This window comes from Streptococcus oralis, from assembly GCF_001075875.1.
In the GTDB taxonomy this organism is placed as follows: Bacteria; Bacillota; Bacilli; order Lactobacillales; family Streptococcaceae; genus Streptococcus; species Streptococcus oralis_I.
In genome coordinates, this window is record NZ_JUOS01000027.1 from 1 (window position 1) to 14,105 (window position 14,105).

Consider the following 14,105-nt stretch of genomic DNA (forward strand, 5'->3'; position numbering starts at 1 on the left):
CCGTACTCAAGTACAGCCTGCGGCTAGCTTCCTAGTTTGCTCTTTGATTTTCATTGAGTACAAATTGGATAACATGTGAGGATTTATGAAAAAGTTAGTCATTGGAACATTCGCAGCACTATTTTTGCTCGTTGGATGTGGTCAGAAAAAAGAAACAGCAGCTTCAACTACTGAGAGTTCTCAAGAAGCTCTACAGTCTACCTTGCCCGTATTAGAAAATGCAACCAAGAATACAGTTGTTACCAAGACCTTGGTTTTGCCAGCTGATGAGAGTGGAGCACAGCAAACTCAAATCATTACCTACAAAGGCAATCAATTTTTAAGCTTGACCATTCAGCAAAAGCGTCCTGTATCAGAAGATTTAAAAAATTATATTTCTGAGCGAGGATTAGATGAAGCTAAAAAAGCTCTTAAAGAAGCTGAGGACAAGGATGAGTCTGTTCAAGCGGCTCGAAAAATTTCAGGATTTACCATTGAAACGACTCTTTTAAATGAGAAAGAAATGGAAACCAAGACTAGCTATGATTTCCAAACACTGGATCTCAAAAAAGCAAGTGAAAACGAATACTTGAAGAATGTTGGACTGGAAAATCTATTGAAAAACGAACCAGAGGACTATATTGCTAATCGTGTTGCAAATGGGGCAACAGTCCAGTAAAAAGTCAGAGAAAATCAGCAGAATCAGACTGTGTGATTTGTAGAACGACCGCGAATGTGCTATAATAGTACTATTCTAAGGAAAGAGGGTGTTAGAATGGGATTTACTGAAGAAACCGTACGTTTTAAATTGGACGATTCCAATAAAAAAGAAATCAGTGAAACATTGACAGATGTCTATGCTTCTTTGAATGAAAAGGGCTATAACCCTATTAACCAGATCGTGGGCTATGTTCTCAGTGGAGACCCAGCTTACGTTCCTCGTTATAACAATGCACGAAATCAAATCCGTAAGTATGAGCGAGATGAAATCGTTGAAGAACTGGTTCGCTACTACCTTAAAGGACAAGGAGTCGATCTATAATCTATGAGAATTATGGGATTGGACGTTGGTTCCAAAACGGTAGGAGTAGCGATTAGCGATCCGTTAGGTTTTACGGCACAAGGGCTTGAAATCATCCAAATCAATGAAGATCAAGGTCAGTTTGGTTTTGAACGCCTCAAGGAACTCGTTGAAACCTATAAGGTAGACCGTTTTGTTGTTGGTTTGCCTAAAAACATGAACAATACCAGCGGACCGCGCGTGGAAGCCAGTCAAGCCTATGGAGCTAAACTAGAAGAACTCTTTGGTCTACCAGTAGAGTATCAAGATGAACGCCTAACTACGGTCGCTGCAGAGCGTATGTTGATTGAGCAAGCAGATATTAGTCGCAATAAGCGTAAAAAAGTTATTGATAAACTAGCTGCTCAATTAATTTTGCAAAATTATTTAGATAGAAAATTTTAAGACAGAGGAGAAACTATGTCACACGATCACAACCACGATCACGAAGAACGTGAACTTATTACACTTGTAGATGAGCAAGGAAACGAAACTTTATTTGAAATCCTTTTGACTATTGACGGAAAAGAAGAATTTGGTAAAAACTATGTCCTTCTTGTACCAGTTAATGCAGAAGAAGATGAAAACGGCGAAGTTGAAATCCAAGCATACTCATTCATCGAAAACGAAGATGGAACAGAAGGCGAATTGCAACCAATCCCTGAAGATTCAGAAGATGAATGGAACATGATTGAAGAAGTCTTCAACAGCTTTATGGAGGAGTAAAAACATCCAGTGGATGTTTTTAGCCCTGCGCTAGAAATTGGAAATGCAGGTAGTCTGGGAGACTGTATCAGCCCAGTTCCTTGAAATAAGAGAGAACTGGTGAGACCGGGGAACGTTTTTACCCTTGCGATAGAAATGAAGATCGCAAGTCGGTCCGGGGGATGTTTTTAGCCCTGCTTCTAGAAATAAGAAAAAGCAGGAACGTCCAGTGGATGTTTTTAGCCCAGTTCCTTAAAATAAGAGAGAGCTGGCGAGTTTGGGGGACGTTTTTAGCCCAACTCCTAGAAGCTGGAGAGAGTTGGTAAGTCGGGGGGAACGTTTTTAGCCTTACGCTAAAAGTAAAGACCGTAAGTAAGTCTGGGAGACTGTATCAGCCCAGTTCCTTGAAATAAGAGAGAGCTGGCGAGTTCGGGGAACGTTTTTACCCCAACTCCCAGAAACTGGAGAGAGTTGGAACGTCCAGTGGACGTTTTTAGCCCGTATTGAAATAAAATATAGCTAAGTACTAGCTAATTCAGTGAAAAGCGAAGATTCTCTTCGCTTTTTTGTTAAGGATTAAGGAGATTAAGCGTGTTTGAAGTAGAAAAATGGCTTCATAGTCGAATCGGTTTAAATTTTAGATCAGGTTTGGGGCGGATGCAGAGAGCGGTAGATTTGCTGGGGAACCCTGAGCAAGCCTATCCTATTATCCATGTTACAGGAACTAATGGCAAGGGGTCAACCATTGCCTTTATGAGAGAACTCTTTCTTTCTCATGGTAAGAAGGTGGGGACCTTTACTTCACCCCACATTGTTAGCATCCATGATCGGATTTGTATCAATGGTCAACCCATATCGGACGTAGACTTTATCCGTTTGGCAAATCAAGTTAAGGAAATGGAGCAAAGACTGCTAGAGACACATGATCAATTGTCTTTTTTTGAGTTGTTAACCGTGATTGCTTTGCTTTATTTTAAAGAACAAGGGGTGGATCTAGTTCTATTAGAAGTTGGAATTGGTGGCTTACTTGACACGACTAATGTGGTGACTGGAGAGATTGCAGTTATTACATCAATCGGCCTAGATCACCAGGAGACCTTGGGCAATAGTCTGGAAGAAATCGCTGAACAGAAAGCAGGAATTTTTAAGCCAGAAAGAGTAGCAGTGATTGCAAACTTAGCTCCTGAAGCCCTGCTCGTTTGTCAAAAGATAGCAGAAGATTTAGATGTAGCTCTCTACCAAGCTGACCGAGATTTTTCTTTCAAATCAGGAAATTTTTCTTCTTCTTCTCTAGCGGATTTGACCCAATTAAAACTAGGATTGGAAGGAGCTTATCAAGAGGAAAATGCCACCCTTGCTTTGCAGGCATTTCTGTTGTTTATGACAGAGAGAGGTGAAAAGGTCAATGAGAAAGCTGTCCGGTGTGCTCTAAAAACAACCAGCTGGGCTGGGAGGCTAGAAGCTGTTACGGAGCACATTTATCTAGATGGAGCCCATAATCTACCAGCCTTGGAGCGGTTAGTTGAATTTATCCAGGAAAAAATTCAGCAAGGTTATCACCCTCAAATCCTTTTTGGAGCTTTAAAGCGTAAAGATTACAGTGGCATGCTTGGTTATCTGACAGATCATTTGCCTGATACAGCTCTCTATGTGACGAGTTTTGACTATCAGGGATCTTTGGAGGAGAAAGATTTGAGTGACTATCATAGAGTTGCTTCCTATCGAGACTTTATAGATGATTTTGAAAAGTCTGCAGGGGAGAGAGACTTACTGTTTGTTACAGGTTCCCTCTATTTTATATCTGAAGTTCGTGCCTACCTTATAAAAACATAGTTGCTTGATTGACCTTGTTTCCTTTATTTGATATAGTATAAGTAGAATAGTTCTGCAGTTTTTCTGCCTTTAGCTCCTGAAAGAAAGGAGACATTATGTCACTAAAAAAATTTACACTTTCTCTTGCTACTGTAGCAAGTCTTAGTCTTTTAGTTGCTTGTTCGTCAACAACTAAGTCGACACCTTCATCCCAAGCAAGCACTAGCTCTGAAGCGAGCACTAGTCAAGTATCAGAAACCAGTGCTTCTAGTTCTACTACTAGTACAAAGACTGACACAACTACTAATATAGATGGGACCTACAAGGGCCAAGACGAGGGTGATAGCATTACTCTTGTAGTCACTGGAAATACCGGAACGTGGACAGAAGTTGAAGCGGACGGAGATCAAGAGGTTAAGAAGGTGACCTTCGAACCAGAAAATCAGAAAGTCATCATCGGTGATGATGTCAAGATTTATGTGGCAGAAGAGAACCAGATTATTATCGATGACATGGGCCGCGGCGTTTCTGATCGTATTGTCTTAAAAAAATAGATATTCTGTAAGGATTTGGATCTGTAAAAGACGGATTCAAATCCTTTTTTCATTGACTTTGAGCTCAAAAAAATTCCATACTTTTAAGGTAGCTAATATCTACCACAAAAGTATAGAATGAGTGAAATTAAAGAAATCGTTCTTGTAAAAACTGAGCGACGCCATCTTCTTCGTTGGTCAATGGTAATTGCTCGTCTGCGAAAGGTAACAGAGCAGGATTTGCATTTTTCATGGCATATCCTTTACCTGCAAAAGAAAGCATTTCTTGGTCATTGTGTTCGTCACCAAAGGCAATTAAATTCTGTTTGTCTATGTTCATGACATTGAGAAGATATTCAAGGGCAAAGGCCTTGTGAACTCCTTTGGGAGTGCATTCAAGGATATTTAAGGGGCCACCCCAAGTATTAATATTGAGTTGGTGCTTGTAAAAGCTGTTCATCTCTTCAGCCAGTGCATATTTATCGTCTGCCCTAGTTTGTAATAAAATACAGTTAGGCCCCTTGGTCACTAAATCAGACTGAAATTGATTTTCAGGGCGAAAGTTTTCAACACCAAATAATTTAGGGTTGGCAATTTTTTTGTCCGGGGCTGTAATGTAAAACTTTTTACGGTATTCACCTGCGATAAAGTCTGCCTCAATATCCTCTTTTCGTTTCACGATATCCAAGAGGTATTTTTTGTCCACAGTCAGACACTTTTCATGTTTCCAAGTCTTACCTGGCAGATGAGTGAGTGAACCGTTGAAGTTGATCATAGGGGTTTCAAGTTCAAGTTGGTCATAAAAATCTTTGGCCATACGGTAAGGGCGACCAGTTGCGATAACAACTTGGTGGCCTTTTTTAGAAATTTTCTTAATCGTTTCAATAGTAAAATCAGAAAGTTTGCTTTCAGAGTTGAGCAAGGTTCCGTCCAAATCGACGGCAATCATTTTTTTAGTCATAAAATCCTCCCGAATCTAGTTTCAGATAAGATGTTTTCTATTATATCAGAAAGTGACTAGAAAAGCTGATAATAAGCGAAAATAGAGACAATAATATCTCATAAGAATTTTTAAAATTAGAAAAAACATCTTGAAAAGATGAATGATTGGTGATATAATGGTAGTATTGTTCGTAAAATGACAAAGGAGATTAAAAATGGACAAACTATTTAAACTAAAAGAGCACGGGACAGATGTCCGTACAGAGGTTCTTGCTGGTTTAACAACTTTCTTTGCAATGAGTTACATTCTCTTTGTAAACCCTCAAATGCTTTCACAAACAGGAATGCCTGTTCAGGGTGTATTCTTGGCGACAATTATTGGTTCTGTTGTGGGAACTTTGATGATGGCCTTCTATGCTAACTTGCCATATGCGCAAGCTCCAGGTATGGGACTAAATGCCTTCTTCACATTTACCGTCGTATTTGGGATGGGTTATAAATGGCAAGAAGCCCTTGGAATGGTCTTCATCTGTGGGATTATTTCATTGATTATTACATTGACCAATGTTCGTAAAATGATTATTGAGTCTATTCCTACAACACTTCGTTCAGCGATTTCAGCTGGTATTGGGGTTTTCCTTGCTTATGTTGGAATTAAGAATGCTGGTCTCTTGAAATTCTCGATTGACCCGGGTACTTATACAGTAGCAGGTGAAGGAGCAGATAAGGCTCAAGCAGCACTTACTGCAAACTCAGCAGCTGTTCCAGGATTGGTAGACTTCAACACTCCAGCTGTCTTGGTAGCTCTTGCAGGTCTTGCCATTACTATCTTCTTCGTTGTTAAGGGAATCAAAGGCGGTATCATCCTTTCTATTTTGACAACGACAGTTCTTGCGATTGCTGTTGGTCTTGTTGATTTGTCTAGCATTGACTTTGCAAGCAACAATCTTTCATCAGCAGTTAACGACCTAGGAACTTTGTTTGGTGCTGCTCTTGGTTCAGAAGGATTGGGATCTTTGATTTCAAACACCTCTCGTTTGCCAGAAACCTTGATGGCCATTCTTGCCTTCTCATTGACAGATATTTTTGATACTATCGGTACTCTTATCGGTACTGGTGAAAAAGTTGGTATCATTGCGACAAGTGGTGAAAACCACGAATCAGTTAAATTGGATAAGGCTCTTTACTCTGACTTGGTTGCAACTTCAGTAGGTGCCATTGCAGGTACTTCAAACGTTACAACTTATATTGAGTCTGCAGCGGGTATCGGTGCTGGTGGACGTACTGGATTGACAGCCTTAGTTGTTGCTATCTGTTTTGCTCTATCAAGCTTCTTTAGCCCGCTTCTAGCAATCGTTCCAACAGCTGCAACTGCACCAATTTTGATTATCGTTGGAATTATGATGCTCTCTAACTTGAAAAACATTCCTTGGGATGATATGGCTGAAGCTGTTCCAGCTTTCTTCACATCTATCTTTATGGGATTCAGCTACTCAATTACACAAGGGATTGCCGTTGGTTTCTTAACTTATACTTTGACGAAGGTTGTCAAAGGTCAAGTGAAAGATGTGCATGTCATGATTTGGATTTTGGATGCCTTGTTTATCTTGAACTACATTAGTATGGCTCTTAACTAATGACAAAAACTAAAAAAAGAGGGGAGTCTCCCCTTTTTTTGTTGATGGAAATATCACAAAATAAAACTTTTTGGTATAATAAGTACATGTACACAAAAAATGAAGATGAGTTGATTGCACTTGGGGAAAAGCTAGGGCACTTGTTAGAAAAAAATGATGTGTTGATTTTGACTGGTGAGTTAGGTGCTGGGAAAACAACACTAACAAAAGGTCTAGCTAAAGGATTAGGCATTCATCAAATGATTAAGAGTCCTACTTATACCATTGTTCGAGAATATGAAGGACGTCTACCTCTGTATCACTTAGATGTTTATCGTATCGAAGGGGATGCAGATTCTATCGACTTGGATGAATTTCTTTTTGGTTCAGGTGTAACGGTTATTGAGTGGGGACATCTATTGGGTGAGGATCTCCCTTCAGATTATCTGGAGTTAGAAATCCTAAAAAAAGATGAGGGGCGAGAAATGGTCTTTCATGCTCATGGTCAAAGGGCAACAGAACTTTTGAAAGGATTGACGGATGGAGTATGATCTTTTAATCCGTGAAGCGGAAACCCAGGATGCTTCAGAAGTCATTGCTCTCTTGGATCAGATTGGTCAAGAGTCTAATTTTACCAGTCTGGATGAAAATGGAATTGCAATGACTGAGTCTGAGATGCAACATTTTTTGGACAAGCAGGCCCAGTCGGATAATCAAATTACCCTACTCGCTTTTTTGAATGATGAGTTAGTAGGAATCATCAATATAACAGCTGATCAACGTCCACGAGTCCGTCATATTGGAGATGTCTTTTTAGGAATAAAAAAAGCTTACTGGGGAAATGGTCTCGGTAGTGTCCTGATGGAAGAAGCTATTGAATGGGCCAAATCAAGTGATAGTATTCGACGTCTACAATTGACAGTTCAAAAAAGAAATCTTGCTGCGGTGCATCTGTATGAAAAAATGGGCTTTATCATAGAAGGATTACAGGAACGTGGCGCTTGTATAGAAGGAGGAGAGTTTCTAGATGTTTACCTGATGGGTCAACTGATAGATGAATAAAAGTATGGCAAAAAAGATAATCGGAATGTTTTTAGGCTTTGTTCTTGTGACAGTACTTGGTGTGGGAGCTTATGCCTATACGATCTACCAACAGAGTACACAGACTTTGGCTAAAACCTATAAAAAAATCGGTGAAGAAACCAAGGTCATTGAAGCGACCGAACCTCTGACGATTTTGCTTATGGGCGTGGACACAGGGAATGTTGAACGTACAGATCCATGGGCTGGTAATAGTGATTCAATGATCTTGGTCACAGTGAATCCTAAAACTAAGAAGACAGTCATGATGAGTTTAGAGCGAGATATTCTCACACAAATCCAGCAGCCAGATGGTAGTGTAATAGAGGCTAAACTCAATGCCGCCTATGCCAATGGTGGAGCAGAGTTGTCTATTTCAACGATTCAAAAAATGATGAATATCCATATCGACCGCTATGTGATGGTCAATATGCATGGACTTCAAAGAATGGTTGATGCTGTGGGTGGTATTACAGTGAACAACACTCTAGGTTTCCCAATCTCTATCCAAGATCAGGAACCATTTAACACGATTTCTATCGGTGTTGGCGAACAGAAGCTAAATGGTGAAGAAGCCCTTGTTTATTCACGTATGCGTTATCAGGATCCAGAAGGAGACTATGGTCGTCAAAAACGTCAGCGTGAAGTGATTCAAAAAGTTGTCGAGAAGATTCTTAGTTTGAATAGTGTGAGTCACTATCAAGAGATTCTGAAGGCTCTTAGCGATAATATGCAGACAAATATCGAAATTACAACGACAACGATTCCTCAGTTGATGGGTTATCAAGATTCATTTAAAAATATTGAGTCTCAACAATTGCGTGGAGAAGATGCAATGCTTCAAGGGACATCTTACCAAATCGTGACATCTGAGCATATGTTAGAGATGCAAAATCTTTTACGCCGTTCGCTCGGGCAACCAGAGGTTACGAATTTGGAGACTAATGTAGTCTTGTATGAGAATCTTTATGGTCAGGGTCAGTTGCCTCAATCTACTAGTGTTGCAGTAGAAGAATTAGAATAATAGGAAACTATTCATCAAATCGTAGGAATTATCCTGCGATTTTTTCAAAGAAATCCGAATAGGTAAGTAGGAGGAAAAAATGAAAGCAGAAATTATAGCTGTGGGAACAGAGATTTTGACAGGTCAGATTGTCAATACCAATGCGCAATTCTTGTCTGAAAAGTTGGCTGAAATCGGTGTAGATGTCTATTTTCAGACGGCTGTAGGAGATAACGAGGCTCGTCTCTTATCCTTGTTAGAAATTGCTCAGAATCGCAGTAGTCTAGTTATTTTAACAGGTGGCTTGGGGCCAACGGAAGATGATTTGACTAAGCAAACTTTAGCCCAATTTTTGGGACGTGACTTGACTTTTGACCCTCAGGCTCAGGCTAAGCTGGATGACTTTTTTGCTCACCGACCAGACTATGCTCGAACTCCAAATAATGAACGCCAGGCTCAAATTGTTCAAGGTTCAACTCCATTACCAAACGAAACAGGGCTAGCAGTAGGTGGCATGATTGAAGTGGCTGGGGTAACATACGTCGTTCTACCAGGACCTCCAAGTGAATTGAAACCTATGGTCTTAAATGAGCTGCTTCCGAGATTGACAACGGGCTCTAAACTCTATTCACGTGTGTTGCGTTTCTTTGGGATTGGTGAGAGTCAGTTAGTGACCATTCTATCAGATTTAATTGACCAGCAGACAGATCCAACCTTGGCACCTTATGCTAAAACTGGGGAAGTGACCCTTCGCTTATCGACCAAGGCTAAGAGTCAAGAAGAAGCGGATCGTGTTCTAGATGCTCTAGAACAAAAAATCCTTGAAAGAGAAACCTTTGAGGGTGTTTCACTTCGAGAAGTTTGCTATGGCTATGGGGAAGAAACCAGCTTGGCTAGCCTGGTGCTAGAAGAGTTGAAAAAGCAAAAGAAAACCATCACTGCAGCAGAAAGCTTGACTGCAGGTCTTTTTCAAGCTACTTTGGCAGATTTTTCAGGTGTATCTGCTATTTTTAAAGGTGGTTTTGTGACTTATAGCCTTGAAGAAAAAGCAAAAATGCTTGATATTCCACAGGCTGAATTGGAAAAATATGGAGTTGTATCGGCTTTTACTGCTGAAAAAATGGCTGAACAGGCGCGCATCAAAACCCAGTCAGATTTTGGAATTAGTTTGACAGGAGTGGCTGGACCAGACAGCCTAGAAGGACATCCAGCAGGTACAGTCTTTATCGCTTTGGCACAAGCTTCGGGTACAGAAGTTATCCAGGCCAATATCGCAGGTAGAAGTCGTGGAGATGTGCGAGAAATTGCAGTCCTACATGCCTTTAACCTAGTTCGCAAAGCTTTATTAAGTGCTGGAGATTTGTTATAATAGAAGAAGGTCTTAGGACTATTAGAATATAGGAGAACAAAATGGCGAAAAAACCAACAAAAAAATTAGACGAAATTGGCAAAAAATTTGGTGCTGATCGTGAAAAAGCCCTAAACGATGCCCTTAAATTGATTGAAAAAGACTTCGGTAAGGGATCAATCATGCGCTTGGGTGAACGTGCAGAGCAAAAAGTCCAAGTGATGAGTTCAGGATCTTTGGCTCTGGATATTGCTCTTGGATCAGGTGGTTATCCAAAGGGACGTATCATTGAAATCTACGGACCAGAGTCATCAGGTAAGACAACAGTAGCCCTTCATGCGGTAGCGCAAGCCCAAAAAGAAGGCGGAATTGCTGCCTTTATCGATGCAGAGCACGCTCTTGATCCAGCCTATGCAGCAGCGCTTGGAGTTAATATCGATGAATTGCTCTTGTCACAACCAGACTCAGGGGAGCAAGGTCTTGAAATTGCTGGGAAATTGATTGACTCAGGTGCGGTTGACCTTGTTGTTATCGACTCAGTTGCAGCTCTTGTGCCTCGTGCGGAAATCGATGGGGATATCGGAGATAGCCACGTTGGTCTTCAAGCTCGTATGATGAGCCAGGCTATGCGTAAACTCGGGGCTTCTATTAACAAGACAAAGACAATTGCTATCTTCATCAACCAATTGCGTGAAAAAGTAGGGGTTATGTTTGGTAATCCAGAAACAACTCCTGGTGGACGTGCCCTTAAATTTTACGCTTCTGTCCGTTTGGATGTTCGTGGAAGCACACAAATCAAGGGAACTGGTGACCAAAAAGATACGAGCGTAGGTAAGGAAACCAAGATTAAGGTTGTTAAAAACAAGGTGGCTCCACCATTTAAAGAAGCCTTTGTTGAAATCATGTATGGTGAAGGGATTTCAAGAACTGGTGAGCTTTTGAAGATTGCAAGTGATCTTGACATCATCAAGAAAGCAGGAGCATGGTACTCTTATAAAGACGAAAAAATCGGACAAGGTTCTGAAAATGCTAAGAAATACTTGGCGGATCACCCAGAAATCTTTGATGAAATTGACCACCAAGTTCGTGTCAAGTTTGGCTTGATTGAAGATGATGCAGTGGCCGATGAAAAAGTTGCACCTGTGGAATCAGAAGTAGCTAATCAAGAAGTGACTCTTGACCTTGGCGATGATCTTGAAATCGAAATTGAAGATTAGAAAGTAAAAGTGGTGGAGGAATCCCCACTTTTTCTGTTATCGTGGGCTAATACTCAATGAAAATCAAAGAGCAAACTAGGAAGCGATCCGCAGGCTGTACTTGAGTACGACAAGGCGAAGCTGACGTGGTTTGAATTTGATTTTCAGTATAAAGAACTGAAACAATGAGAGCTTAAGAATTGCTAAAACTAGCATCTTCGGATAAAAAGTAGAAAGACTATTGAAAAAGATTTGATTTGATGATAAAATAAATTAAAAGAAAAATTAGTATAAGGAGATTATTATGGAAAAACGTTTAGTTCGTAATGTTCAAGATAAAAAAATTGCTGGTGTTTGTGCAGGTCTTGCTGACTACTTAGATATGGACCAAACATTGGTTCGTGCTATTTGGATTCTCTTCACATTGCTAGGTGGATCAGGAATTCTTGCTTACCTCATTCTTTGGCTCATCATGCCAGAGGCTGGAACAGAAGCGTAAACTTAGTGCATCTTTATAATATAAATCATGATAAGGCTGAGACAAAATTGTTTCAGCCTTATTTATTATGAGCTAGGGATAGTTTTTTCCAAATTTTCATCTTCTTTGGGAAAAATAAAAAATCACCTGCAACAGGTGATTGCATATCGGTTATAGAGAAAATTACAAATCTTTAATGGAGATTCAAGGTTGCAATCTAGATTAGTGTTCACTAAAACGTCGGTATTCGATGCGAAAGTCGAAGTAATTCTCTTCTTGCAATTTTTGAAAGATATTCCGATAGGCTTCTTCATCAAAATGGTCACCGCGATAGAGAATTTCAAAGCTCATACCCTCGTATTCTAAAAGAGCGTTGGCAGTTTTAAAACCATTTTGTAGGTAGAAGTCCATGCGAGCTTTTCGTTGTTCGAGGTTATCACAATCTTCGTCCAAACGCTCCACTTCAAGAATCATGGTACGTTGGTAAAAATCAATGAGTTTTTCAATGATTTCTCTCCCGTAGCCATGACTACGGAGATGGGGCATAATGGCAAAGAAGCTAATGTAGAAAGCTTTTTGGTTGGAAATGGCAAAAGCGAAGCCGACAAATTCTTCCTCGTTATAGAAAGCGAAAAAGTGAGCATCATCTCTATCCTGGTAACTTAAAAATTCTTCCAAAGGGACCCGTTCTTCTTCAGGAAAGGCTTCCTTGTTTAATTGGTCAACTTTCTCAAGGTCTGGGAATACATCTGTAATTAACTGGCTGGTTAAGCTCATACATAGCCTCCTTTTCTGTCACGATTATACCAGATTGTTTGTATCTAGGCAACGCTTTCTTATCCAAGCTCCCTTGTTCCCCTACTGGAAAGCTGATATAATAGCCTTATGAATAAAAAATCAACGGTGAACCTGATTCATGGTCCCATCCTTCCCGCGCTAATTAGTTTTGCATTACCGATTCTACTGTCCAATATCTTTCAGCAACTTTACAATACAGCTGATATCTTGATTGTTGGGCGTTTTTTAGGGCAAGATTCCTTGGCGGCAGTCGGAGCAACGACAGCCATTTTTGATTTGATTATCGGCTTTGCCCTCGGTGTTGGAAATGGGATGGGTGTTGTTATTGCACGTCTCTACGGCGCTCGTAATTTTGAAAAGATTAAGGAAGCTGTCGCAGCAACTTGGATTTTAGGGATTATCTTGAGTGTGCTTGTCATGTTGATGGGCTTTTTTGGTCTTTATCCACTCTTACAGTACCTAGAAACACCTGCAGAAATTCTCCCTCAGTCCTATGAATATATCTCCATGATTGTTAGCTGTGTGGGAGTGAGCTTTGCTTATAATCTTTTTGCAGGTTTGCTACGCTCTGTTGGTGATAGTCTTGCTGCGCTTGGTTTTCTTATTTTCTCAGCCATCGTTAATGTCATTCTGGATTTGTATTTTATTACACAATTGCAGTTAGGTGTTCAATCTGCTGGTCTTGCAACCATTATCTCCCAGGGTTTGTCAGCTATCCTTTGTTATTTCTATATCCGAAAGAGTGTTCCAGAGCTCCTTCCTAGGTTGAAGGATTTTAAATGGAATAAGGCCCTCTATGTCGATCTCTTAGAGCAGGGGCTAGCCATGGGCTTGATGGGTTCAATCGTCTCTGTCGGAAGTGTTATTTTGCAATCCTCTGTCAATAGTTTTGGAGCAGTCATTATCAGTGCTCAGACAGCAGCACGCCGAATCATGGCCTTTGCCTTATTGCCAATGACGGCTATCTCAGCATCGATGACGACTTTTATCTCTCAAAACTTTGGTGCAAAACGTCCAGATCGCATTGTCCACGGTCTTCGACTAGGGAGTTATATCAGTATGGCTTGGGCAAGCTTTGCTTGTGTATTCCTATTTTTTGCAAGTCCTAGCCTAGTTTCTTTCCTGGCAAGTTCGACAGACGGTTACTTGATTGAAAATGGGGCTTTGTACCTACGCATCAGTTCTGTATTCTATCCGTTTTTGAGTCTTTTATTGATCTATAGAAATAGCTTGCAGGGTCTCGGTCAAAAATTCTTGCCACTTGTATCAAGCTTTATCGAGTTTTTTGGTAAAATTATTTTCGTGGCTTGGATTATTCCTTGGACAGGTTATACAGGTGTGATTCTATGTGAGCCCCTTCTCTGGCTAGTTATGACTGCCCAACTTTACTTCTCACTTTCCAAACATCCATGGATCAAAGAAGGCAAAAAACTCTTGGCTACTGGCGGGAAATCCTAGCTTAATTTACAAAAGAAAAATCCATTTCCTCTAGTGAAAATCGGATAGACTTGTGTTATAATAAGAAAGATTAAAATGTGAAAAAAGGAGATTCCTA

16 protein-coding genes are annotated in these 14,105 nt (G+C 40.4%); 14 read left to right on the forward strand and 2 right to left on the reverse strand.

The window, feature by feature from the left end:
* The first annotated feature begins 85 nt into the window (after positions 1-85).
* From ADM33_RS01320 to ADM33_RS01345, 6 genes are all read left to right on the forward strand, one after another.
* Entirely contained in the window at positions 86-658 is a 573-nt protein-coding gene (locus ADM33_RS01320) for an SP0191 family lipoprotein (RefSeq protein ID WP_000737513.1), read from the forward strand.
* A 96-nt stretch (positions 659-754) separates the two neighbouring features.
* Entirely contained in the window at positions 755-1,021 is a 267-nt protein-coding gene (locus ADM33_RS01325) for an IreB family regulatory phosphoprotein (protein WP_000507060.1), read from the forward strand.
* A gap of 3 nt (positions 1,022-1,024) precedes the next feature.
* On the forward strand, positions 1,025-1,444 hold the full coding sequence (ruvX, locus tag ADM33_RS01330; RefSeq protein ID WP_049502846.1) for a Holliday junction resolvase RuvX: 420 nt from the start codon (positions 1,025-1,027) through the stop codon (positions 1,442-1,444).
* A gap of 15 nt (positions 1,445-1,459) precedes the next feature.
* A complete protein-coding gene (locus ADM33_RS01335) occupies positions 1,460-1,765 on the forward strand; it encodes a DUF1292 domain-containing protein (RefSeq protein ID WP_000017624.1) in 306 nt (101 codons plus the stop codon).
* 570 nt (positions 1,766-2,335) lie between these two features.
* Positions 2,336-3,577, forward strand: coding sequence for a bifunctional folylpolyglutamate synthase/dihydrofolate synthase (locus tag ADM33_RS01340; RefSeq protein WP_049502847.1), 1,242 nt, complete (start codon positions 2,336-2,338; stop codon positions 3,575-3,577).
* 95 nt (positions 3,578-3,672) lie between these two features.
* Entirely contained in the window at positions 3,673-4,110 is a 438-nt protein-coding gene (locus tag ADM33_RS01345) for an SP_0198 family lipoprotein (protein ID WP_049502848.1), read from the forward strand.
* Between the two features lie 127 nt (positions 4,111-4,237).
* Here ADM33_RS01345 and ADM33_RS01350 read toward each other — a convergent pair whose 3' ends face one another.
* Complete coding sequence (locus ADM33_RS01350; RefSeq protein ID WP_049502849.1) at positions 4,238-5,050, reverse strand: Cof-type HAD-IIB family hydrolase; 813 nt, start codon at positions 5,048-5,050, stop codon at positions 4,238-4,240.
* 196 nt (positions 5,051-5,246) lie between these two features.
* On the opposite strand from ADM33_RS01350, the gene ADM33_RS01355 reads away from it, so the two are divergent.
* The 7 genes from ADM33_RS01355 (at position 5,247) to ADM33_RS01385 (ending at position 11,773) form a co-directional block, all read left to right on the forward strand.
* The gene (locus tag ADM33_RS01355) at positions 5,247-6,668 is read left to right on the forward strand and encodes an NCS2 family permease (RefSeq protein WP_049502850.1); all 1,422 of its coding nucleotides are present in this window, start codon (positions 5,247-5,249) and stop codon (positions 6,666-6,668) included.
* 86 nt (positions 6,669-6,754) lie between these two features.
* A complete protein-coding gene (gene tsaE, locus ADM33_RS01360; RefSeq protein ID WP_049502893.1) occupies positions 6,755-7,198 on the forward strand; it encodes a tRNA (adenosine(37)-N6)-threonylcarbamoyltransferase complex ATPase subunit type 1 TsaE in 444 nt (147 codons plus the stop codon).
* Positions 7,188-7,709 (forward strand): GNAT family N-acetyltransferase, encoded by a 522-nt coding sequence (locus ADM33_RS01365; RefSeq protein ID WP_049502851.1) that lies wholly within the window; start codon positions 7,188-7,190, stop codon positions 7,707-7,709. The genes tsaE and ADM33_RS01365 overlap by 11 nt, the downstream gene beginning before the upstream one ends.
* A 4-nt stretch (positions 7,710-7,713) precedes the next feature.
* Positions 7,714-8,751: a biofilm formation/cell division transcriptional regulator BrpA gene (gene brpA, locus ADM33_RS01370; protein WP_049502894.1), complete on the forward strand. Its 1,038-nt coding sequence runs from the start codon at positions 7,714-7,716 to the stop codon at positions 8,749-8,751.
* Between the two features lie 79 nt (positions 8,752-8,830).
* Positions 8,831-10,099, forward strand: a complete 1,269-nt coding sequence (locus tag ADM33_RS01375; RefSeq protein ID WP_049502852.1) for a competence/damage-inducible protein A — start codon at positions 8,831-8,833, stop codon at positions 10,097-10,099.
* A gap of 41 nt (positions 10,100-10,140) precedes the next feature.
* Positions 10,141-11,295 (forward strand): recombinase RecA, encoded by a 1,155-nt coding sequence (gene recA, locus ADM33_RS01380; RefSeq protein WP_049502853.1) that lies wholly within the window; start codon positions 10,141-10,143, stop codon positions 11,293-11,295.
* Positions 11,296-11,578: 283 nt separating this feature from the next.
* Positions 11,579-11,773, forward strand: coding sequence for a PspC domain-containing protein (locus ADM33_RS01385; protein WP_049502854.1), 195 nt, complete (start codon positions 11,579-11,581; stop codon positions 11,771-11,773).
* A 201-nt stretch (positions 11,774-11,974) separates the two neighbouring features.
* Here ADM33_RS01385 and ADM33_RS01390 read toward each other — a convergent pair whose 3' ends face one another.
* A complete protein-coding gene (locus tag ADM33_RS01390) occupies positions 11,975-12,529 on the reverse strand; it encodes a GNAT family N-acetyltransferase (protein ID WP_049502855.1) in 555 nt (184 codons plus the stop codon).
* Between the two features lie 108 nt (positions 12,530-12,637).
* On the opposite strand from ADM33_RS01390, the gene ADM33_RS01395 reads away from it, so the two are divergent.
* Positions 12,638-14,008, forward strand: a complete 1,371-nt coding sequence (locus ADM33_RS01395; RefSeq protein ID WP_049502856.1) for an MATE family efflux transporter — start codon at positions 12,638-12,640, stop codon at positions 14,006-14,008.
* Positions 14,009-14,105 lie beyond the last annotated feature (97 nt).